Genomic DNA, 21,743 nt, shown 5'->3' on the forward strand with positions numbered 1-21,743 from the left:
AAAAATAAATTCTTTAATACTCTTATTCATTTTTATTCCTTAAAACTTATGGCGCCGGTCCAATCAAAACCAGACTTCGTGGACGTTCCACATATCCTTCACGGCCATCTGGAATAATCTCAATCAAGTCAATCTGTGTCGGCGTAATTCTTGTTACACGACCATGATTAAGTCCCATATAGCTGCCACGTTGTATCCGTTCAATTTCCTTATCAGGCGTTTGAATTAGAGCCAGAATTTGCCCCGCCTGATTCCGCATACTGCCCTTCATACTTAAGGTTTCGAGTGGATAGCTTTCTAAAGGCTGTAATTGGCGTGACAAGTTCGGATAAACCCGCTTACCCGCCATAATTTTCAATTCAGCTGCTAAAGAGCTTGGCAGGAAAGGACTTTTCAGCTGATGAGCTGCGTAATTAAACATTTCTGTCGGAATAAAATCTGGCGCCGGTTCAATCGGTAATGGTGGTTGATTACGAATATTGGCCATTTCCTGATTGACTGCATCAATTCTTGATTCACAGCCCACCAATAAAAATCCGAGCGTTAAAGCTGAAGTAATTTTAATGATATTCATTACTGAGCTCCCTGCGTATCAGTTGTAGCTGGAGTAGATGAAGCATCTGCATTGCCTACATAACGGTAGGTTTTCGCTTTCACTACATAATCGATGACAGGAATTTCAGATTTCTTTTCTTTATTTTCAGTCCCTGTAATCGTGAAGTCATGCAGCGTAACAATACGCGAAAGACCTGCAATACTGCTCACAAAAGAACCAAAGGCATGATAATCCCCAGTGGCTTCAATCGCGATCGGCTGCTCAATAAAGAATTCCTGCTTGATTTCAGGTTCAAGGCGAATATTCTTGAATTTCAGTCCGGAGTTCACTCCACTCAGGTTAATATCTTCCACCAGACCTGGAATTTCAGTTTCTTTCGGCAATTGTTCCAATTGCTGATTAAAACGTGCTTCCATCTCCTGCAACTGAATCTGGTACTGCTGTAAATTACGCAGCTTGGATTCCTTTTCCCGGAATTCATTTAACAGGTTTTGCTCTTGAGCACTGGCTTGTGAAATCGCTTCTATCTTGCCGCGAATAAACCCGAAATACCCCAGCATAAAAACCAGAATAACAATAAAGATCCAGCAGGTGATTTTGACTGATAATGGCCAGCTACCATAATTATTTGGATCTAGTGTATTGAATTGTTGAAAGAACTTTTCAACTGTCATTTTTTTTCTAGGAACAGCCACTACGTCTTGGCTTAATTCATCGAATCCGTCATTACTCATGATGATGCCTCCGCTGTAGTTGTGGCTGGTGTTTGTCCTTCTTTAAGTGTTGGCTCAGCAATTTGATCCAGATCAACCGTGACCGTAAAACTGCCATAAGATTCTTCCACTCGTGGAATCACAGAGGAGGGCGCTTTATCTTTTGGCTCTTCAGCAACCAGGAAAGCATTCATAAATGCATTACGATACCAAGTAGAAGCTTCCAGATTACGTAGCAATTCAGCCACTGTATTTGGACTTTCCGCCTTACCTTCAATGGTGAATTTATCGCCGGTACGCTGGAATTTGGTAATATACATATTGCTTGGTGTGACCCGTACAATTTCATCAATCAGGTGAACTGCGATCGGTCGTTGAGTCTGTAAACCCTGAATTAGCTTCATACGTTCAACAATTGCATTACGCTGGTCTTGTAAACCATCCAAGGCTTTCAGCTGTACATCCAGATTCTGGTTAGTACTGACCACCAGCTGGTTGGCCTGCTCCTGATCCTGAAGTTTTTGATCATAGTAGAACCAGGTTGAACCTGCTGCTGCCAATCCTAGAAAAAGTGCCCCTGCGCAAATCGCTACAAATTCATTATTTCTTTTAATTCTTAGCTCATCGCGCCAAGGGAGTAAGTTAATCTTTGCCATTAATCAAAACTCCTCAATGCCAAACCACATGCAACCATGAGTGAGGACGCGTCATTTTCAATTTTTTTAATATCAATTTGAGGAGAAAAGCCCATTTGCAGGAATGGATTGGCAATCGTGACCCGGTAGCCGAGTTTTTGCTGTAATAGTTTTGCCAGACCTGGAATATTGGCATTCCCCCCTGCCAATAAAATATGGTCAATCTCGTTAAACTGAGATGAAGAGAAGAAGAACTGTAATGAACGTGCTGCTTGTTGGACTAAAGCATCCAGGAAAGGCTCCAGCACTTCGATGTCATAATCATCTGGTAAGGCACGGGTTTTTTTAGCACGCCCTGCTTCCTCAAAAGACAATCCATAACGGTTCTGGATTTCCTGAGTTAGCTGTTTGCCACCAAAAACCTGCTCACGGGTATAAATGATCTTGTTATTCTGCATGACGGATAAGGTCGTCATACTATGACCAATATCCAAGATCCCGACAGTATTTACCCCCATCGGTAAGGTATCCGAAAACACCTTGAATGCATTTTCTAATGCAAAGCTTTCGACATCTGCAATTTTTGGATTGAGGTTGGCAATTTGCAGTACTTCAGAACGTGCTTCGACATTTTCGATTCGGGTCGCTACCAACAGGACATTGACCCGGTTCGGATTGGTTAAACGGTCTGGCAGAACTTCAAAGTCCAGACTGGCTTCATCAAGTGGGAAAGGAATATATTGTTCGGCATCTTCACGAATCTGAATTTCACGTTCATCATCCGACATATCAGCATCCATTTCGATGATCTTGGTGATGACCATAGAAGTTGGAATCGCAAAGGCTGACTGACTGGACTGGGTATTGGCCAAATTAATCGCACGCCCCAACGCATCACCCACCGCTTCTGGATTTAAAATATTTTTTTCAACGACACTACTTTCTGGTAGTGGGACCAAAGCATAACTTTCTACCCAGTACCGACCGTTCTTTACAGAGAGCTCTAAAACTTTAACAGAAGTCGAACTAATATCCACTCCTATTAACCCCTTATTTGGCTTACGATATAACCTGCGCACAATACAATTCCTATTATTTTTTTATCCCCAATAAAAACAAACTCACCAATCTGTGCCGGCCTATAATTTTATATAGATACAATAACTCATCTAACAATATGCATATCTAAAGGATATACTGGCCGGTAATTAGTTTGCCATTAGCTCTTATTAAAACTTACTTGTTATGAAAAAGCTATCTTGTTCAGGCCTTGTTCATCCATTTTTTTTGATCATTATCATTATTTTGATCTCAATTCCGATGGGTTTCTATGGCATGTATCTCTATATTGCCCCATCTTTGCCTGAAATGTCTACGCTTAAAAAGGCACCTTTATTAAAGCCTTTACAAGTTTTTAGCTCAGATAATGAGCTCATTGCAGAGTATGGTGGCAAGCTTTCTGTTCCTGTGAATTATGAACAGATTCCGAAAGAATTTATTCACGCCTTCCTCGCTGCAGAAGATTCCAGTTTCTTCGAACACAGCGGGATCAGCTTTAAAGGCTTAGGACGTGCAGTCAGTGAAACTATTACCGGCTCTGATGTACAGACTGGTGGTTCGACCATTACCATGCAGGTCGCCAAAAACTACTATTTAAGTCCCGAACGTACTTTAAAGCGTAAGCTGACTGAAATTTTCCTGGCACGTAAAATAGAACAGAATTTAAGTAAAGAAGAAATTCTGACTTTATATGTCAATAAAATTTTCTTGGGGAAAAATGCTTACGGCATTGCGGCAGCAGCGAAAATCTATTACAACAAAAGTTTAGATGAGCTTTCGATTGCGCAAATGGCAATGATTGCTGGCCTACCTAAAGCACCTTCTCGTTATAATCCGGTGGCCAACCCTAAACGTGCATTAGAACGCCGTAACTGGATTTTAGGTCGCATGCTGCAATTGGGGTATCTGAATCAAAGCCAATATCAGGAAGCCATTGCTGAACCGATTAACCTGGATATGCCTGACCGCAGTACGCGTAACAAATTTCCCTACGTCGGTGAAATGGTTCGCTCTGAACTGGTAGAAAATTTTGGTGAACAGGCCATAGATTCAGGTTATAAAGTCTACACGACGATCCATAGTGAACGTCAGGCTTATGCTGAACAGGCGGTACAGGACGGTTTAGAAGCTTATGATCGTCGTCATGGCTGGCGAGGTGCTGAGGCTCATGATCAACCTCTGCAAAATTTCCGTGTCTATGCCAATACTTATCCTGCTGAAGTGACCAAGGTCAATAATAATAGCTTTGAAGCGTTGATGCAGGATGGTACAACCGTAACTGTGCCTTGGTCAGGCATGTCCTGGGCCCGTCCTTATCGTAGTGCAGATAGTGTAGGTGCTGCACCAAGCAGAGCATCACAGATTGTCAAAGTTAAAGATATTGTTCGTTTAAGACCTAATGAAAATAAAAGTTCCTGGGCACTGGTACAAACGCCTCAGGTACAGGGCCAATTAATTGCATTGAACCCAAATAATGGTGCGATTGAAGCCATTGTGGGTGGTTATAATTTTTATCAATCCAAATTTAACCGCGCGACTCAAGGCTGGCGTCAACCGGGTTCAACCATTAAACCTTTTGTTTATGCCCTGGCTTTAGAACGTGGTATGACTCCGCATACCATGGTCAATGATGCGCCGATTACCATTGGTAAATGGAGTCCGCGTAATTCGGATGGTCGTTATTTAGGGATGATTCCTTTACGTCGTGCTTTATATCTGTCACGTAACACAGTTTCAGTACGCCTATTACAAACCGTTGGTATTGAGCGTACCCGTCAGTTATTTATGGATTTTGGCTTGCAGGATAATCAGATTCCACGTAACTACACCATTGCTCTAGGCACACCTCAGGTTTTACCAATCCAGATGGCCACTGGTTATGCTACGTTCGCCAATGGCGGTTATCGCATTCAGCCACATTTTATTACGCGTATCGAAGATGCCTATGGCAAGACTATTTTTGAGGCTAAGCCTGAATATGCCTGCATCTCGTGTATTAATGCTCAGGAAGAAAGTCCTCAACCAACAGCCGCACTCACTCCTGATGACGAAGCCATTGAAATCAATAACAAAACCTTGGCACAGAAACCAGAGACACCAAAAATCTCGGCGGAAGACAGTAATTACCGTCAGGCAGAACGTATTCTAAAATCTAGCTCTGCTTATGATATGGCCAATATCCTGCGTGATGTGATTCAGCATGGTACGGGGCGTGCTGCTTTAAGAATTGGTCGTAGCGATATTGGGGGTAAAACCGGTACCACCAATGATGCCAAAGATGCCTGGTTTGCAGGTTTTAATGGCAAACTGGTCACCGTTGCCTGGGTCGGTTTTGATCAGCCGAAGACTTTAGGTCGACGTGAATACGGTGGCGTAGCAGCCTTGCCAATCTGGACCGACTTTATGGGGAATGCCTTAAAAGGCACACCAGAAGCTTGGGTTCGCCTGGATCGTAATGCTAAAGCACCAATTAACCGTAATAAGGTAGTGCAAGGTGAGCAGGAACAGCATGATCCGTCTTCTCCACCTTTAGCGACGCCTCTGTATCGCCCTGCCCCGGTTGTAGCACCTAAGCGACAAAGCAATGATTTTGAAGATTTGCCTGATCAGGAAATTCGCATACCGGATGATGAAAGAGTGGCGCCAAGAGACCAGCCACCACAGCCAAATCGGGTGGTGGATCCTTTGGAAAACTTGATTGAAGAACTTGAATAATCTGAACCAATAAAAAATCCCTCAATAATGAGGGATTTTTTATTTCTAAATAACCGATTTACTTCTTCTGAAATACATAAATCTGGAATTGAGCCATTAAATCGAATTGATCCTGCTGCTCAAGTGCCAAACGGCGTTCAGGTTTGGCTTTATAAGCATAAGGAGTCATGGTAATCAGGTTTTTTAAATCCGCTTGAGCCAAAGTCATTGGCGCATCAATCACCTGTTCACTTACCAGATTAAATGTATCCTGCAACTGTTCGACAAATTTATGTGGTTCATGTGCTTTCACTTCCTCGAATAAGGCTTCACGCATCGCGTACAAATGTTGTGGTGCAGGTGTCACTACCATCAAATAAGATTTTGCCTTTAATACCCGCAAGATTTCTTGTTTCGGAATCGGGCTAAATAAGCTGGTACAGAGATCAATGGATTGATCCAATACCGGCAAGGTCGCCCCTGTTCCTACCACCCAGGTAATTTCTTTATTCAGTTTAGCTGCAACCTGAACTGCATTTTTGGCAATATCTACGCCGACACATTGCATGACTTCAGCCTGCATGGCATTGGTGTAATAACCTTCGCCACAACCAATATCGAGCAGATTTTCAATCCGCAACTCACGGATTTTCTTGACCACAGCCTGTTGCAAAGGCGCATAATGGCCTGCACTCAGAAATGCACGGCGTGCCTGCACAGATTCAGGCGTATCACCCGGATTTTTACTATGTTTATGCTGCACCACATGCAGATTCACATAACCCTGCTTGGCCACATCATAGCTATGCTGATTGTCACAGCGCCATGTACGTTCATTTAAGCGCAACTGCTCACGACAAACAGGACACATCAGTAGGTTCATTTTTTTCATTTCTCCAAAACAAAAAAGCCGGCATGCGCCGACTTTTTTTAAATGCATTTCTTAGCGTAATTTTAAGGTCATTAGGCCTAAAACTACCAGCATAATCGTAATAATCCAGAAACGAATGACGACTTGAGTTTCACGCCAACCTTTCTTTTCATAATGGTGATGCAAAGGTGCCATCAAGAATACACGTTTATTACGCATTCTTAATGAACCGATTTGCAGGAAGACTGAAATTGCTTCCACCAAGAATACACCTGCCATAATCGCAAACACGATTTCCTGACGCACCATCACAGCAATCGTACCCAGCATTGCACCTAAAGATAACGCCCCTACATCACCCATGAACACTTGAGCTGGATGAGCGTTATACCAGAGGAATGCCAGACCGGCACCGATCATCGCAGCACAGATGACTACCAGTTCAGAGGAATATTTCACATAAGGAATATGTAGGTAGTTAGCGAAACGTACATCACCTGCCAGATAAGCAAACACCCCTAAACCGGCTGCAACCAGGACAATTGGCATGATCGCCAGACCATCCAGACCATCGGTCAGGTTTACAGCATTAGATGCACCATTAATCACGAAGTAAGTGAAAATAATGAAACCAATTCCCAGCGGAATCACGGACAATGGAATGGTGTGATCCTTAAAGAATGGAATCAACACATCCAGCATATTGGCAGTCACAACCGGATTCGGTTGTTGCTGGGCGATCACATACAGCGCAATACCAGCACCCAAAGAACCCACTGATGTCCAGAAGAATTTCTTACGTGCAGGTAAACCGGCATTGTCTTTATAACGGATTTTAATCCAGTCATCCGCCCAACCAACGGCACCAAAAATCACCATCACCGAGAGCACAATCCAGACATAAGGATTCGTCAGGTCCGCCCACAGTAAGGTGGAGATCCCGATCGAGAGCAGGATTAATACCCCACCCATGGTCGGTGTGCCCATTTTCTTGGCATGATTCTCAGGAGCAAACGAACTTACTGCCTGACCATATTTTAGTGCCTGCAATTTGCGAATCATGATCGGACCCAAGACCAAACCGATAGTCATAGCAGTCAAAACGCTGAGCAAAGCACGTAAAGTTAAATAACGAACCACCTGAAACGTGCTATCAAAGCCCGCCAGCTGGTCAAATAGCCATAACAGCATTTAGAGTTTCTCCATCAATGCAGCCATTAATGTTTCCATATGGGTAAAACGCGACCCTTTAAATAGAAAAGACATTGGCTGGGGATGATGTGTTTCAATCAAATCAATTAAAAATGGTAAAGCCTGCTCCTGATTGAGGAAAGCCTGCATCTTCTTACCATATTGCGTACTACGTGCACCTTCTTGTGCAGCTGGAGCAAATTCACCCACAGCCACCACAAAATTAATGCCTTTGACCGATACCAGATCCCGACCAAGTTTATAATGCTCGATCGCGGCAGATGAACCCAGTTCACCGATATCACCGGTCACCATCACTCGAATACCCTGCTGCTGCGCTAAAACTTCAGCCGCTGCACGCATCGAGCTTGGATTGGCATTGTAGGTATCATCAATAAATAAAAAATCTTTGTGCGGAATAAAGTTCAAACGACCTTTGGCACCAACAGCCTGTTCAAGGCCAGCCACGATATCATCCAGACTAATACCAATCGCCAAAGAGAAAGCCACTGCTGCAGTTGCGTTCTGCACATTGTGTTCACCAGCAAATGGCAGATTTACAGTTATAGTGCCTTGTGGTGTATTTAACGTGAAAGTCGCAGATTGCGGATGTAGTTCTACGTCAGTTGCATAGACATCACCGCCCTGACCAAAACTTAGAGTCTTCTCGGTTTTGACGGCTGCACGAATCTGCTCGGCATAATCATCCGCTGCAGGCACAATCGAAGTTTCAGAAATATGCGAATAGATTTCAGACTTGGCACGACAAATCCCATCACGGCCACCAAACTCACCCAAGTGTGCGGTACCAATATTAATGATACCGGCCACATGCGGCTGTACCAGATTGGAAGTGTAATCAATTTCACCCTGATGGCTCGCACCCAGCTCCATCACCGCATACTGATGTTCAGCACGCAGTTCCAGTAACATCATTGGGACACCCAAATCATTATTCAGGTTGCCTCGAGTCACCAAAGTAGGAGCTAGACGCGACAAGATACTGCCCAGCATTTCCTTGGTCGTGGTTTTACCGCTACTGCCTGTCAAAGCAATGACTTTAAGCTGTGAGTTTTGCTGACGACGATAAGCGCCAAGATGACCCAGTGCCAGACGAGTGTCTTCAACCACCAGCTGGCAAATCTCTGCATCAACAGGTTGGCTGACAATCGCGATTCCACAGCCCTTTTCAGCCACTTGTGCGATAAAGTCATGCGCATCAAAACGCTCACCTTTCAATGCCAGAAAAGCATCACCTGCTTCGGCATGACGGGAATCAGTTAAAATCCGCTTAATCTGGCCTTCAGGTTTTTTATCATTCAGCCAATAACCATGAGTGGCCTGCTCTAACTGTTCAATTGTCCATGGCTCTAGAGGCACGGTACTTGTTGTTGAAGTATGCATGTAAAATCCTAATGCGCTGGAAATGCTAAATCACAGTTGTGATGCTGGGCATCAATTGCGGCCTGTACCTCGACCACATCATCAAACCAATGTCGCACCCCATCAATCTCCTGATAATTTTCGTGTCCCTTACCGGCAATCACCACAATGTCACCTAGCTGCGCCTGGTCGACTACAAAGCGGATTGCTTCACGACGGTCATGAATTTCATGATAGGTTTTGTCTGAAAAATCGACACCCTGCTTCATGTCAGCGAAAATCTGGTTTGGATCTTCAGTACGTGGATTGTCCGAAGTCAGCACTGCAATATCAGCACCTTCGAGGGCCGCCTGAGTCATCAGCGGACGTTTGCCACGATCACGATCACCGCCACAGCCAAAAGCAACCCAGAGTTTTTGGCTGACATGACGCTTCAGCGTAAGCAAGACCTGAGTCAGGGCATCTGGAGTATGCGCATAATCCACCACAAACAGACGTTCATCATCACGAATGACCTGCATACGGCCTGGGGCACCTTTCAGCTCGGGCACAGTTGCGATTAAATCGGTTAATGCAAAACCGGCTTGCTCTGCCACAACCAGGCTCGCAACCAGATTTTCGATATTGAAATGACCTAACAAAGGACTATGCACAGTAAATGTATCTTGTGCAGTGATCAGTTTGAATTCAGCACCGGAAATACTGTACTGGATATCCTGAACCTGATAATCGGCTGATTGTGACAAAGAATAAGTCAGAATTTTCGGCTGATTCGGATTGGCTTTTGCAGTATTCAGCATCACCTCTGCGTGTGCGTCATCAATATTGATGATTGCAACTTTCAGAGATTCAAAGCTGAATAAACGCGATTTTGCTTCTGCATAGGCTTCCAGCGTACCGTGATAGTCGAGATGGTCACGGCTTAAATTGCTATAAGCCGCAATTTCAATTGCACAACCATTCAGACGGCCCTGCTCCAGACCATGCGAACTCGCTTCAATTGAGGCAAATTCCGCACCTGCCTGTGCATAGGCATGTAAGGCATTTTGCAATTGCAGGGCATCGAGTGTGGTATGAGAAGAGGCTTCCAGATTCGGCAAAATACCATTCCCTGTAGTCCCCATAACTGCACAGGCTTTGCCTTGCAGCATCAGCAACTCAGCAACCAGACGGGAAATCGTGGTTTTACCATTGGTGCCGGTCACGGCCAGAATACGGGTAGCCTTAACTGGCTGAGTCGCTTGCAGATAGCACTTCTGCCATTCGCCCATCAAGTGACGGACATTGGGTACTACCAAAGCTGGAGTAACACCTAGCTCTTGTTCTGAAATTACGGCCAGTGCACCCAATGACAGGGCTTTTTTGGCATATTCTGCGGTTTTTTCAGGTTGAGACAAGCTGGTCAGGGCAATAAAAATTTGCCCCAGTTTAACTTTGCGGCTGTCCAGTTCGAAACCCTGAAAGGATTGTCGCATCCATTCAGCAGGTTCTTGAACGGCGTAGAGATCTTGAAATGTAATGGACATTGATCACCTATTTACTGGACTTTGGGAGATTCTAAAGGTTTGTCCAACGGGACATTCAGCAAGCGTAAAGATTCCTGCATCACACGGGCAAAGACAGGTGCAGATACCATACCACCATAATAAGACCCTTGCGGATTTTCCACGACCACCACCATAGCAATACGCGGATCACTCACGGGTGCTACACCGGCAAATAAGGCACGGTATTCACTGGTTGAATAGCCTTTACGGTCGGCACGCAATTTATGCGCAGTACCCGTTTTACCTGCAACACGATAACCAGGTACGGTTGCACGGGTTGCTGTACCACCAGGCAAAGTTGCTGTTTCCATCATCAGCAGAACCTGTTCTGCGATTTGTGGATCAATCATCTGCTCGCCTTGTGGCTGTTCTTCTAATTTATACAGGCTTAAAGGCACTTTCACACCTTTGTTCGCCAGCATGGCATAGGCATCAGCCAGTTGCAGCACAGTCGCATTCAAACCATAACCATAGGCCATGGTTGCTACTTCAGACACATTCCATTTACTTGGCGGCAGAATCAGACCGGAACTTTCACCCGGAAATTTCACTGCGGAACGCTGACCAAAACCAAGACGTTTATAGAAAGTCGGTAAAGTTTCATACGGCAGTGACAGAGCTAATTTAGCTACCCCGACGTTTGATGATTTCTGGATAATCCCACCCAACGTCAACTGACCATAGTTATGCGTATCACGAATAGTGTGGTTTCCGACCCGCATACTACCTGGACTCGTATTGATGACCGAATTGGCCGTATATTTCCCGCTCTCTAGAGCCATCGCCACAGTTAGCGGCTTCATGGTTGAACCCGGCTCGAAGGAATCGACAGCGCCACGATTACGCATTGCGTCTTTATTTAATAAGCCATTCTTGTCATTCGGGTTATAAGAGGGCCAAGAAGACATTGCCAGAATTTCACCGGTTTTGACGTCGACTGCAATCGCTGTTGCGGAGCGGGCATTATTCGCTACACCAGCCGCAGTCAGTTCACGGTACATGATGTACTGTAAACGTGAGTCGATACTCAGGGTAATATTTTCACCCGGCTCGACTTCTTTAATCACTTCCGGTTCTTTAACCCGGTTGCCTTTTTTGTCACGGATAATCTGCTGTTCACCATCCTGACCGGCAAGACGGGTATTCAGCTGCATCTCCAGACCTTCGATCCCAATTCCCTCACTATTGGTCAGACCAATAATCTGGGAGTTTGGCTGGGGCTGAGGATAATAGCGCTTATAGTTTTTCTCGGTATACACACCTTGGAAATTACGCTTCATGATCAGTTCCGCCTGTTGTGGCGGCACTTCTTTTTTCAGGATCAGATAACGTGAACGTGGACGCTCTTCCATCTTTTTGCGCAATTCAGCACGATCCATGCCCACTGCATCAGCCAGCTCATCCAGATTCAGGTTTTTATCTGGGAGCTGGCGTTTTAGTTTACGGCTATTCGGCTCTTTCTGTAGTGCCAGCATGGTTTCATCATAGAGTTTTTTATTATCAAAATAGTCACGTGGGTCAATCACGATTTTCATAATCGGCGTACTGATCGCCAGCGGAATACCATTACGATCATAAATTACGCCACGCATGGCCTTGATGGTATTGGTTCGTAAAATATTGGCATTGGCTTTATTTTGCAGAAAGTCTTTATTGATAATCTGCACATAGAAAGCTCGGCCGATCAGTGTCACAAAACACAGCAGCACCACAGCCCACATGATGTAAAAACGGTTGATATAAACATTTAAGGCATTTTTCTCGGTGACGGACTGCTTTTTACGTACCGGTTGCTTCTTTCTCTTGTCTACCATGTTCGAGCGCTAGCCTTATTTTTTCTCATCTGAAGGTTGTGGTAAGGAAATCACGACACTCTGTGAAATCGGGGGTGAATACATCCTTAACTGAGTCACTGCACGGGTACCAATCTGCGCGGTCGCACCAAAGGTCTGCTGTTCAATCAGCAAACGTCCCCACTCTGCATTCAAATCATCCCGTTCACGCAGATAGGTGCTCAGTTTGCGGTTATCCTGACGGTATTCAAAGACTTGGAAGACGACAAATACCGCACTGATGAAGACCATCAACATTAATATGAGGTAAACAATGACTTTTTTCAGCCATAACTTTTCTGTTTTTTTATCAACCACTTCAGTTTTCATGATGTGCCTATTAAGCTAAACGTTCTGCCACGCGCAGCCATGCGCTACGTGAACGAGGATTGGCTTTAACTTCCTCATCACTTGCCTTGACCCGGGCGATTTTCTTTAAACGTCGCGTATCCTTTTGTTGTTGCGGCATTCCCCAGCCTGAATCTTCTTCAAGCGTTGATTCTTTTTGAATAAACTGCTTAATCAACCGATCTTCCAGTGAATGGAAGCTGATCACAGCCAAACGTCCCTCTGGTTTTAAAATCTCAACCGCTTGAGGGAGGAAAGTTTCAATATCTTCTAATTCTTTATTAATAGCAATACGAATTGCCTGGAAAGTTCGGGTGGCAGCATGTTTATTTTTTTCCCATTTTGGATGGGCAACTTTCACAATTTCCGCCAGTTTGGCTGTGGTATCAATATATCCGGCAGCCTTGATCGCTTTGGCTATACGGCGACTATAACGCTCTTCCCCATACTGAAAAATCACATTAGCCAGTGCTTCTTCTTCAATATTCACCAACCATTCTGCTGCAGTCGGACCTTGTGAGTTGTCCATGCGCATATCTAGCGGGCCATCTTTCATAAAGCTGAAACCGCGTTCTGCCTGATCCAGCTGCGGTGAAGACACCCCTAAGTCAGCCATCACACCATCTACACTTACAATACCCTGCTCAGCTAATGCCTGTTTTAAATCAGCGAAGCTGGCATGGATAATTTTAAAACGTGAATCTTCCTGTTCCAGTTCTGCGGCAACAGCCAATGCTTGCGGGTCTTTATCGAAGGCGTAGACGCGTGCATTTTCATCCAATTTGGAAAGCAATAAACGTGTATGCCCACCGCGACCAAAGGTTCCATCCACATAAATTCCCGTATTGCGACCAGCCAGTAAGGCATCAATCGTTTCGTGAAGTAATACAGAAATATGTGACATAAAAACTCAATCAATAGGGCGAAAAATTTAACTGCACATTATCACTCTGTTTAGCTAAAGCTCCAAACGACTTTTTGTAGATAAATATTAATTTCTATAGAGAAAACCGTTTTTATTTTTCGACAGCCGATAAAAAAGCCTCCATCGAGGAAGCTTTTTCATATTTTAAATTTATTTTTTAATCAACAGATTAACGCTTCGAGTTATAGATCTGGTCGAAGATTGCGCCATTCACAAAGTGAGTTTTCTGTGCATTGGCCCAGCCACCGAATACTTCATCAATGGTAAAGGTTTTAATTTTCGGGAACTGTGATGAATATTTGGCTAAGACTTTCTCATTACGTGGACGATAGAAATGTCGTGCTGCCATGTCCTGACCAAGTGGAGAATAAAGATAGTTGATATAACCTTTAGCTAACCATTTATTGCCATTTTTATCTACCGTACGATCTACGATGGCTACAGAGGGTTCAGTCAGAATAGTCAAAGATGGATAAACGATATCAAACTTATTTTTACCCAGAGTTTTTTGTGTTACCAGAGCTTCATTTTCCCAAGTTAACAGCACATCACCAATATTACGTTCAGCAAATGTCGTCATTGAGGCACGTGCGGCTGAGTCCATCACTTTGACGTTTTTATAAAGCTTGCCGACAAATTCTTGGGCTTTGGCTTTGCTACCACCTGGTTGTTTTTCTGCATAACCCCAAGCTGACAGATAAACCCAACGTGGCAAACCACCAGTTTTCGGGTTTGGTGTAATAATTTCTACGCCCGGTTTAGTCAGATCTTTCCAGTCTTTAATTCCTTTAGGGTTACCCTTACGCACCATGAAGACAATCGTTGAAGTATAAGGTGCAGAATTATGCGGGAACTCTTTTTGCCAGCCTGGCTGAATCTGACCAGATCTTACGATCTCTTCAATATCGTTTGCCAATGCCAAAGTAACCACATCACCTTTTAAACCGTCGACCACAGAACGCGCCTGTTTACCTGAACCGCCGTGTGACTGTTTAAAGTTCACATCGATACCGGTTCGTTTTTTCCAGTAGGCACCAAAAGATTTGTTGAATTCGTCATAGAATTCACGGGTCGCATCATAAGAAACGTTCAGGAATTCACGATCCGCGGCTTGGCTCGCAGTTGCAGTAAATGTCAGACCTGTTGCCAATAAGGCAGCACTAACCAGTGATTTTAATTGAGTTTTCATAAGAGCATCGGGAGATTATCTTCATTAGATATAACTATATGAAATAAAGTTATTTTTCGCAATTGAGCAAACAAAGTGCATACAGGGTAATATTTAGTTATTTTTTGTTTTAATTTCATGTTTTATATAATAAAAATATCTAGATTAAAGACTTATCCTATTTTTATAGCATTTTATGCTTTAGATATAAAAAAAACGGATAATAAATTATCCGCTTTCTGATTTTGCTTCAGTAATTAAAATTATTTACGATTTTCCGCAGAGATCTGATCGTAGATCGCCCCATTCACAAAATGGGTTTTCTGCGCTTTTGCCCAGCCGCCAAAGACTTTATCAATAGTAAAAGTCTGGATTTTCGGGAATTGCGCCGCATATTTTGCTGCTGCTTTGGCATCACGTGGACGGAAGTAATATTTCGCTGCCAGCTCCTGCCCTTTTGGTGAATATAAATAGTTCAGATAACCTTTGGCCAAATTACGATTACCATTTTTATCAACAGTCTTGTCGACAATCGCTACTGATGGCTCAGCCAGAATAGAAATTGAAGGATAAACAATTTCATATTTATCTTTACCCAAACCTTGCGTCGCCAATAATGCTTCATTTTCCCAAGAGAGCAATACATCGCCGATCCCACATTCAGCAAAGGTCGTTAAGGAACCACGCGCACCTGAATCCAACACTTTGACATTGGCATAGAGTTTTTTCACCAGTTCTTTGGCTTTGGCATCATTACCACCTGGCTGTTTCAAGGCATAACCCCAGGCGGATAGATAAATCCAGCGCGGGGCACCGCCAGTTTTTGGGTTTGGCGTAATAATTTCAACGCCTGGTTTGGTTAGGTCATTCCAGTCTTTAATCTGTTTAGGGTTGCCTTTACGAACCAGAAATACAATTGTAGAAGTATAAGGAGTCGAATTACTTGGGAACTCTTTCTGCCAGCCCTTTTCGATTAAGCCTGCATTGACAATTTCTTCGATATCATTGGCTAGCGCCAAAGTGACTACATCGGCCTGCAAACCATCCACCACAGAGCGTGCCTGTTTACCTGAACCACCATGCGACTGTTTAAAGTTGACTGCTTGCCCGGTTTTCTGTTTCCAGAACTTGCCAAATTCTTCGTTATATTCCTGATAGAATTCGCGAGTCGGATCATAGGAAACATTGAGAAAGTCTTTTGCAGCATAGCCAGGAATGGCACTTCCGCCAAGTAGTACTAAAATAGTAGAAGTTATTATCTTTTTCATGAGTAGTGCTCATTGCTAATTTATCCAGCACTATATAAATAAAAAAATTACTTAACAATCATGTGCTTATAATATTTTATCCAATCATATTCTATTTTCGATATATATGCTCACAATTCATTTCGGATACATTTTCCCCTAAAAATTTAATATCCTGCTACAATATAAGACAGTTCTTCACGATCTCTACACAGTTATCTGTTACAAATAGGCAACTTAAATGTGGAAATTCTGAGATTTAGTAATTTTCCACAGAGAAATATTAGTTTTTTGTAAAAAAATGTGACCTGGTTCTACTTTTTTATATCTGAATGTGATTAGATTGTAGCCAGTATTATAACAACATTTTTAACAAAACAAGATTAACCAGAGCCAAGGAGGAAGTTTGGATATGAAATTTAAAATATTTACAGCCAGCATCCTAAGTCTTATCACGCTGTTCTCGATTCAACTTGGCCATGCCGTAGTTGTGAAAACAGAGCTACCTAAAGCCTCTGTAAGTGCAATTGAAGTGAAAACCTCACCAATTGAAAAAGCAATTCAGCAACATAAGGCTGATAAAAATGCTTTTCATACTGAGGATGAACTTAAAGCGCTGACTGCGTTCAAATCAAATCCGACTCAAAGCTTTTTTGCAGCTCAAAACCTGCGCTTTACCCGCTTTGTGCAAAGTATTTTTTCTCCGAGCAATTCATAAGACTTAGTTTTAGTTCTCCACATTCGTTATATTTTGCTCATCCTGAAAAGCCGCATCATTCAATGTTGAATAAAGCATTAAGTGATGTGGCTTTTTCGTTATAATAGCTGCAATTTTATATTTAAGATTAGATCCGGTTATGACTGTTCGTACTCGTATTGCACCTTCTCCTACCGGTTTCCCGCATGTGGGAACTGCCTATATTGCCCTGTTCAACCTGTGTTTTGCCAAACAGCACGGTGGTGAATTCATTCTTCGTATTGAAGATACGGATCAGCTGCGTTCTACTCCTGAATCTGAAAAAATGATTCTGGACTCACTACGCTGGTTAGGCCTGAATTGGTCGGAAGGTCCAGATGTTGGTGGTCCACATGCACCGTACCGTCAGTCAGAACGGATGAGCATCTATAAAAAATACGCAGAAGAACTGGTAGATAAAGGTCATGCCTTCTACTGTTTCGCAACAGCGCAAGAACTAGATGAAATGCGTGCTGAACAGCAGGCGCGTGGCGAAACTCCACGCTACGATGGCCGCGGTCTAAAACTGTCTAAAGAAGAAGTGGCACGTCGTCTGGCAGCTGGTGAACCGCACGTGATCCGTATGAAAGTGCCAGCTGAAGGTGTATGTACCTTTAATGACATGCTGCGTGGTGAAGTAGAAATTCCATGGGCGCAAGTCGATATGCAAATTCTGCTGAAAACTGATGGTCTGCCAACTTACCATCTGGCAAACGTGGTTGATGATCACCTGATGCAAATTACTCATGTGATCCGTGGTGAAGAATGGATTCCATCTGCACCGAAACATCAGTTGCTGTACAAATACTTTGGTTGGGACATGCCAGTCCTGTGCCACATGCCTCTACTGCGTAACCCGGACAAATCAAAACTGTCTAAACGTAAGAACCCGACTTCAATCAATTACTATAAAGACATCGGTGTATTGCCAGAAGCGTTGCTGAACTATCTGGGCCGTATGGGCTGGTCAATGCCAGATGAGCGTGAAAAGTTCACTTTGGCTGAAATGATTGAACACTTTGACATTAACCGTGTCTCTCTGGGTGGTCCAATCTTTGATGTTGAGAAACTCAATTGGTTAAATGGTCAGTGGATTAAAGCCCTTTCTCCTGCTGAACTATTAGATACCTTACTAGCCTGGAAAGCAGACCGTGCCAAACTGGAAGAAATCGCTGCTGCAATTCAACCACGGATCAATCTGCTGTCTGAAGCAGTAAACTGGTCAGCGCATTATTTCAACCATTTCCCGACTTTGACTAAAGAACAGTTTGAAAGCAAAAAACTTTCTGAAGAACAAGTGCGTCAAAGCCTGCAATTTGCGATCTGGCGTCTGGAAAGCCTGTTCACCTGGAACAATGACACTGTCAGCCAAACGCTGATGGATCTGGCGAATCAGATGGGCGTTAAATTACGTGACTTTATGCCAGCGTTCTTTATTGCGATTGCCGGCTCAACCGCTTCTACCCCAGTCATGCAGACCATGGTTACTATTGGTCCGGATCTGACTTTTGCCCGTCTGCGCCACGCGCTGGAAGTTGTGGGTGGTCCTAGCAAGAAAGAAGTAAAAGCTTGGGAAAAACTGAATGAGAGTCTGAAACTGCCGAAAAATGAAGCAATTGATCAAGCTTAATTTATTTTTTAGTTGACGGCTGAGCGTTATATCCATAATATAGCGCTCACACAGACTGGGGTCATAGCTCAGTTGGTAGAGCGCTACAATGGCATTGTAGAGGTCAGGAGTTCGATCCTCCTTGACTCCACCAAATAAGTCTTGCTTTACCTGTGTATTTGCCTCATTTGTCCCTATCGTCTAGAGGCCTAGGACATCGCCCTTTCACGGCGGTAACCGGGGTTCGAATCCCCGTAGGGACGCCATATTCAAGATGGCAACATCTTAATAAAAAACCCAAGCATTGTGACTTGGGTTTTTTATTGTCTGTCTGTTTTATATTGGCGGTATTTCGGTTTTTGCGTATCTTCCGATAAAATAATCAGTAATTTAGAATTTTGGAGTTGTAATGCAATATCGCTGCCCTAAATGTCAAAGCCCAAAAATCATGCCCGTGGCTCAGCCAGGTCAACCAGCGGCACGTCCAGTCGTGCCTAAAAGCCTGATCATGCTGGTGCCTGCCCTGTTTGTATTATTGCTACTGGTCATCATTAGCATCGCGATGTGGATTTTTGGAGATGGTGCAGGTACGACTTTACAGACCGCTACTGTGATCGTGTTTATAATCTGTCTGATCGCAGGCTTCATGTTCTATAAAGATTTGCCTGATTTTAAAATTTCCATGCAGGCTTTCATGCAAAGCCAAAAGAAATGGAAATGCCGTGAATGCAATCATGAGTGGGAAATCTGATTTCTATAGTTGACTCATTTTCAAAGCCGAAAAATCTTGCATGCTTATGCAAGATTTTTTTATTAGTAAAACTAAATTTTCTACCATCCAATATTAAAATGTCGACTAGAATAACAAATTCATATTTTTTCTAATTTACTTCACTTTTTAAATGAAGTTTTTTTATTTTTACTTCTTGTTTTTGCTCATTAAATACACAAAAATATCAACATGAGACTAAAAGCATGTAATTCATTACCGAAATAAAACCGCTTTATATTGTAGTCTTTAGTGGATAGTTTAATTAATTGTTAATAATGGCAAAGGTGAGGAATAAAAATGCTTAAACTTAAAAAAGTCATACATTTTCTGTTTTCTCATGACGAGCCTACGGGTACAGAAGTCGAAAATTCTATTTCTGAAGCAGACACTTATTATCTGGAAGCTGTACAGTTTGAAAAGCTTTGCCATGCTTTAAAGCAACGCCAAGCCGAACATTTTCAAATTGCGCAGCTAGAGCAGCAAGAAAGTTATCAACGCAATGCTTTCTGGAACTATTTAAGTGCAGCAACACGTGGACACGCCGAAGCGCAATATAGACTGGGTAAACACTTTCTTAAAGGTAGTCTAGGTTTAGATCAGAATTATTTTCATGCTGAAGAATGGCTGAATAAGGCTAAACAGCAAGGTCATTTAAAAGCTGCGCGGCTGTTATCAAATACTTATAGCCAAATGAGTGTCCAATATTAAATAAAAAAACCAGCCCAAAGGCTGGTTTTTTTATGCGCTTGGATTAAGCACCAATTTTGCGGTATTTCTGACGCTTCGCTGCCAGATCATCGCCATATTTCTTACGGCGATATTCTTCAAACTCGGTATAGTTACCGGTGAAGAATTCTGGAGTCTCATCTTCAAATGACAAGATGTGAGTCGCAATACGGTCCAAGAACCAGCGGTCATGCGATACCACCATCACACAGCCCGGGAAGACCAGAATTGCATCTTCTAACGCACGTAAAGTTTCTACGTCCAAGTCGTTTGATGGTTCATCGAGCAGGATTACGTTCGCACCTTGTTGCAGGATTTTCGCAAGTTGTAAACGGTTACGCTCACCACCTGACAATTCACCTACGCGTTTTTGCTGATCTTGGCCTTTAAAGTTGAAGCGACCGATGTAAGCACGAGATGCAATTTCGTAATCGCCTACTTTCAGGATATCCAGACCGCCAGACACTTCTTCCCAAACGGTTTTATTGTCATCCAGGGTGTCACGAATCTGACCCACATAAGCAACTTTTACAGAATCACCCAAAGTCACTGTACCAGTATCGGGTTGCTGTTCGCCCGTCATCATACGGAACAATGTAGTTTTACCTGCACCGTTTGGACCTACGATACCGACAATCGCTGTTGGTGGTACTGTGAAAGACAAGTCTTTATACAGCAGTTTGTCACCAAACGATTTGCTGATCCCTTCAACTTCAACCACCTTGTTGCCCAGACGTGGACCAGGCGGAATATAGATTTCAGAAGTTTCATTACGTTGCTGGAATTCGCGAGAGTTAAGCTCTTCGAAACGCTCCATACGTGCTTTGTTTTTCTTCTGCTGGCCTTTCGCATTTGAACGAACCCATTCAAGTTCTTTTTTCAATGCTTTAGCAAACGATTCTTCCTGCTTGTTCTCTTGTTCTAAACGCGCATTTTTCTGTTCCAGCCAAGAAGAATAGTTACCTTGGTAAGGAATACCATGTCCGCGGTCAAGCTCCAGAATCCACTCGGCTACGTTATCCAGGAAATAACGGTCGTGCGTAATCGCCACGATAGTGCCCGGGAAGTCTTTCAGGAAGCGTTCCAGCCAAGATACAGATTCTGCATCCAAGTGGTTGGTCGGTTCGTCGAGAAGCAGCATGTCTGGTTTAGACAGCAGTAAACGACATAATGCAACACGACGGCGTTCACCACCTGAAAGCATGGTTACATCTGCATCCCATGCAGGCAGATTTAATGCTGCTGCAGCCTGTTCCAACTGGTTATTCAGGTTATGCGCATCCCAAGTCTGGATAATCGCTTCCAGTTTTTCTTGCTCTTTTGCTAGTGCATCGAAGTCTGCATCTGGATCTGCATAGTCTGCAAATACCTGATCAAGGCGTTCTAATGCATCAAGTGCTTCACGTACGCCGTCTTCAACGTTGCCACGAACGTCTTTGGTTGGATCAAGTGGTGGTTCTTGCTCGAGGTAACCGATTTTGATACCCGGTTGCGCACGTGCTTCACCAGAGAAATCCTTATCTACGCCCGCCATAATACGAAGCAAAGTAGATTTACCTGCACCGTTCAGACCAAGCACACCAATTTTTGCGCCTGGGAAAAATGATAAGGAGATATCCTTGAGGATTTCGCGCTTTGGCGGAACCATCTTGGACACTCGGTTCATCGTATAAATATATTGGGCCACGTAGGACTCCTCAATTGAAAAACCAAATGGGGAAGAAACAAACT

The 21,743-nt window shown here is 43.5% G+C and carries 19 protein-coding genes and 2 tRNA genes; 7 read left to right on the forward strand and 14 right to left on the reverse strand.

Annotation, left to right across the window (positions count from 1 at the left end; genetic code table 11):
* Positions 1 to 46: 46 nt before the first annotated feature.
* Genes AC4MBN_RS12950 through AC4MBN_RS12965 form a run of 4 tightly spaced genes read right to left on the reverse strand, consistent with a single transcriptional unit; the run spans position 47 to position 2,983 of the window.
* Complete coding sequence (locus AC4MBN_RS12950; protein ID WP_491880331.1) at positions 47 to 574, reverse strand: pilus assembly protein PilP; 528 nt, start codon at positions 572 to 574, stop codon at positions 47 to 49.
* Positions 574 to 1,290 (reverse strand): type IV pilus inner membrane component PilO, encoded by a 717-nt coding sequence (locus AC4MBN_RS12955; RefSeq protein ID WP_180013423.1) that lies wholly within the window; start codon positions 1,288 to 1,290, stop codon positions 574 to 576. Before AC4MBN_RS12955 ends, AC4MBN_RS12950 begins: the two co-directional genes overlap by 1 nt.
* Complete coding sequence (locus tag AC4MBN_RS12960; protein WP_005233586.1) at positions 1,287 to 1,925, reverse strand: PilN domain-containing protein; 639 nt, start codon at positions 1,923 to 1,925, stop codon at positions 1,287 to 1,289. The genes AC4MBN_RS12955 and AC4MBN_RS12960 overlap by 4 nt, the downstream gene beginning before the upstream one ends.
* Positions 1,925 to 2,983, reverse strand: a complete 1,059-nt coding sequence (locus tag AC4MBN_RS12965) for a pilus assembly protein PilM (RefSeq protein ID WP_419364035.1) — start codon at positions 2,981 to 2,983, stop codon at positions 1,925 to 1,927. Before AC4MBN_RS12965 ends, AC4MBN_RS12960 begins: the two co-directional genes overlap by 1 nt.
* 166 nt (positions 2,984 to 3,149) lie before the next feature.
* Between AC4MBN_RS12965 and ponA the strand changes: the two genes are divergently transcribed.
* Positions 3,150 to 5,678, forward strand: coding sequence for a penicillin-binding protein PBP1a (gene ponA, locus AC4MBN_RS12970; RefSeq protein ID WP_491880332.1), 2,529 nt, complete (start codon positions 3,150 to 3,152; stop codon positions 5,676 to 5,678).
* Positions 5,679 to 5,736: 58 nt separating this feature from the next.
* Here the strand turns inward: ponA and AC4MBN_RS12975 are convergent, their stop codons facing one another.
* The 9 genes from AC4MBN_RS12975 to AC4MBN_RS13015 form a co-directional block, all read right to left on the reverse strand.
* Positions 5,737 to 6,540 (reverse strand): putative RNA methyltransferase, encoded by an 804-nt coding sequence (locus AC4MBN_RS12975; RefSeq protein WP_419364031.1) that lies wholly within the window; start codon positions 6,538 to 6,540, stop codon positions 5,737 to 5,739.
* 60 nt (positions 6,541 to 6,600) lie between these two features.
* Positions 6,601 to 7,719 (reverse strand): phospho-N-acetylmuramoyl-pentapeptide-transferase, encoded by a 1,119-nt coding sequence (gene mraY / locus AC4MBN_RS12980; protein ID WP_180016598.1) that lies wholly within the window; start codon positions 7,717 to 7,719, stop codon positions 6,601 to 6,603.
* Complete coding sequence (locus tag AC4MBN_RS12985; RefSeq protein WP_491880333.1) at positions 7,720 to 9,123, reverse strand: UDP-N-acetylmuramoyl-tripeptide--D-alanyl-D-alanine ligase; 1,404 nt, start codon at positions 9,121 to 9,123, stop codon at positions 7,720 to 7,722.
* A gap of 8 nt (positions 9,124 to 9,131) precedes the next feature.
* Positions 9,132 to 10,628 carry a UDP-N-acetylmuramoyl-L-alanyl-D-glutamate--2,6-diaminopimelate ligase gene (locus AC4MBN_RS12990; protein ID WP_491880334.1) on the reverse strand — a complete coding sequence of 499 codons (1,497 nt, stop codon included), beginning with the start codon at positions 10,626 to 10,628 and terminating at the stop codon, positions 9,132 to 9,134.
* A gap of 11 nt (positions 10,629 to 10,639) precedes the next feature.
* Positions 10,640 to 12,463, reverse strand: coding sequence for a penicillin-binding protein PBP3 (gene ftsI / locus AC4MBN_RS12995; RefSeq protein WP_180002752.1), 1,824 nt, complete (start codon positions 12,461 to 12,463; stop codon positions 10,640 to 10,642).
* Positions 12,464 to 12,478: 15 nt separating this feature from the next.
* Entirely contained in the window at positions 12,479 to 12,811 is a 333-nt protein-coding gene (gene ftsL, locus AC4MBN_RS13000; RefSeq protein ID WP_004787146.1) for a cell division protein FtsL, read from the reverse strand.
* A gap of 10 nt (positions 12,812 to 12,821) precedes the next feature.
* Complete coding sequence (rsmH, locus tag AC4MBN_RS13005; RefSeq protein ID WP_034169737.1) at positions 12,822 to 13,733, reverse strand: 16S rRNA (cytosine(1402)-N(4))-methyltransferase RsmH; 912 nt, start codon at positions 13,731 to 13,733, stop codon at positions 12,822 to 12,824.
* 190 nt (positions 13,734 to 13,923) lie between these two features.
* Entirely contained in the window at positions 13,924 to 14,943 is a 1,020-nt protein-coding gene (locus AC4MBN_RS13010; protein WP_004787154.1) for a sulfate ABC transporter substrate-binding protein, read from the reverse strand.
* A gap of 242 nt (positions 14,944 to 15,185) precedes the next feature.
* Positions 15,186 to 16,190: a sulfate ABC transporter substrate-binding protein gene (locus AC4MBN_RS13015; protein ID WP_491880335.1), complete on the reverse strand. Its 1,005-nt coding sequence runs from the start codon at positions 16,188 to 16,190 to the stop codon at positions 15,186 to 15,188.
* A 391-nt stretch (positions 16,191 to 16,581) separates the two neighbouring features.
* On the opposite strand from AC4MBN_RS13015, the gene AC4MBN_RS13020 reads away from it, so the two are divergent.
* From AC4MBN_RS13020 to AC4MBN_RS13045, 6 genes are all read left to right on the forward strand, one after another.
* Positions 16,582 to 16,887: a hypothetical protein gene (locus tag AC4MBN_RS13020; protein WP_159122701.1), complete on the forward strand. Its 306-nt coding sequence runs from the start codon at positions 16,582 to 16,584 to the stop codon at positions 16,885 to 16,887.
* A 139-nt stretch (positions 16,888 to 17,026) separates the two neighbouring features.
* Positions 17,027 to 18,535: a glutamate--tRNA ligase gene (gene gltX / locus AC4MBN_RS13025; RefSeq protein ID WP_491880336.1), complete on the forward strand. Its 1,509-nt coding sequence runs from the start codon at positions 17,027 to 17,029 to the stop codon at positions 18,533 to 18,535.
* 57 nt (positions 18,536 to 18,592) lie between these two features.
* Positions 18,593 to 18,668, forward strand: a tRNA-Ala gene (locus AC4MBN_RS13030).
* Between the two features lie 36 nt (positions 18,669 to 18,704).
* Positions 18,705 to 18,780: transfer RNA gene (locus tag AC4MBN_RS13035), tRNA-Glu, on the forward strand.
* 143 nt (positions 18,781 to 18,923) lie between these two features.
* A complete protein-coding gene (locus AC4MBN_RS13040; RefSeq protein ID WP_004787163.1) occupies positions 18,924 to 19,265 on the forward strand; it encodes a hypothetical protein in 342 nt (113 codons plus the stop codon).
* 318 nt (positions 19,266 to 19,583) lie between these two features.
* Positions 19,584 to 19,994: an SEL1-like repeat protein gene (locus AC4MBN_RS13045; protein ID WP_491880337.1), complete on the forward strand. Its 411-nt coding sequence runs from the start codon at positions 19,584 to 19,586 to the stop codon at positions 19,992 to 19,994.
* A gap of 43 nt (positions 19,995 to 20,037) precedes the next feature.
* On the opposite strand, the gene ettA is transcribed toward AC4MBN_RS13045, so the two are convergent.
* On the reverse strand, positions 20,038 to 21,699 hold the full coding sequence (ettA, locus tag AC4MBN_RS13050; RefSeq protein WP_005233568.1) for an energy-dependent translational throttle protein EttA: 1,662 nt from the start codon (positions 21,697 to 21,699) through the stop codon (positions 20,038 to 20,040).
* Between the last annotated feature and the right edge of the window lie 44 nt (positions 21,700 to 21,743).

The sequence above is a fragment of the Acinetobacter sp. CAU_H_60 genome, from assembly GCF_058599385.1.

Excerpts from the sequence above, each read along its gene's own strand:
- ftsI (WP_180002752.1), bottom strand. The coding sequence starts at position 12,463 with ATGGTAGACAAGAGAAAGAAGCAACCGGTACGTAAAAAGCAGTCCGTC.
- AC4MBN_RS13015 (WP_491880335.1), bottom strand. The coding sequence starts at position 16,190 with ATGAAAAAGATAATAACTTCTACTATTTTAGTACTACTTGGCGGAAGT.
- AC4MBN_RS12985 (WP_491880333.1), bottom strand. The coding sequence starts at position 9,123 with ATGCATACTTCAACAACAAGTACCGTGCCTCTAGAGCCATGGACAATT.
- rsmH (WP_034169737.1), bottom strand. The coding sequence starts at position 13,733 with ATGTCACATATTTCTGTATTACTTCACGAAACGATTGATGCCTTACTG.
- AC4MBN_RS13020 (WP_159122701.1), top strand. The coding sequence starts at position 16,582 with ATGAAATTTAAAATATTTACAGCCAGCATCCTAAGTCTTATCACGCTG.
- AC4MBN_RS12975 (WP_419364031.1), bottom strand. The coding sequence starts at position 6,540 with ATGAACCTACTGATGTGTCCTGTTTGTCGTGAGCAGTTGCGCTTAAAT.
- gltX (WP_491880336.1), top strand. The coding sequence starts at position 17,027 with ATGACTGTTCGTACTCGTATTGCACCTTCTCCTACCGGTTTCCCGCAT.
- AC4MBN_RS13040 (WP_004787163.1), top strand. The coding sequence starts at position 18,924 with ATGCAATATCGCTGCCCTAAATGTCAAAGCCCAAAAATCATGCCCGTG.
- ponA (WP_491880332.1), top strand. The coding sequence starts at position 3,150 with ATGAAAAAGCTATCTTGTTCAGGCCTTGTTCATCCATTTTTTTTGATC.
- ftsL (WP_004787146.1), bottom strand. The coding sequence starts at position 12,811 with ATGAAAACTGAAGTGGTTGATAAAAAAACAGAAAAGTTATGGCTGAAA.
- AC4MBN_RS12960 (WP_005233586.1), bottom strand. The coding sequence starts at position 1,925 with ATGGCAAAGATTAACTTACTCCCTTGGCGCGATGAGCTAAGAATTAAA.
- AC4MBN_RS12950 (WP_491880331.1), bottom strand. The coding sequence starts at position 574 with ATGAATATCATTAAAATTACTTCAGCTTTAACGCTCGGATTTTTATTG.
- AC4MBN_RS12990 (WP_491880334.1), bottom strand. The coding sequence starts at position 10,628 with ATGTCCATTACATTTCAAGATCTCTACGCCGTTCAAGAACCTGCTGAA.
- mraY (WP_180016598.1), bottom strand. The coding sequence starts at position 7,719 with ATGCTGTTATGGCTATTTGACCAGCTGGCGGGCTTTGATAGCACGTTT.
- AC4MBN_RS13010 (WP_004787154.1), bottom strand. The coding sequence starts at position 14,943 with ATGAAAACTCAATTAAAATCACTGGTTAGTGCTGCCTTATTGGCAACA.
- AC4MBN_RS13045 (WP_491880337.1), top strand. The coding sequence starts at position 19,584 with ATGCTTAAACTTAAAAAAGTCATACATTTTCTGTTTTCTCATGACGAG.
- AC4MBN_RS12955 (WP_180013423.1), bottom strand. The coding sequence starts at position 1,290 with ATGAGTAATGACGGATTCGATGAATTAAGCCAAGACGTAGTGGCTGTT.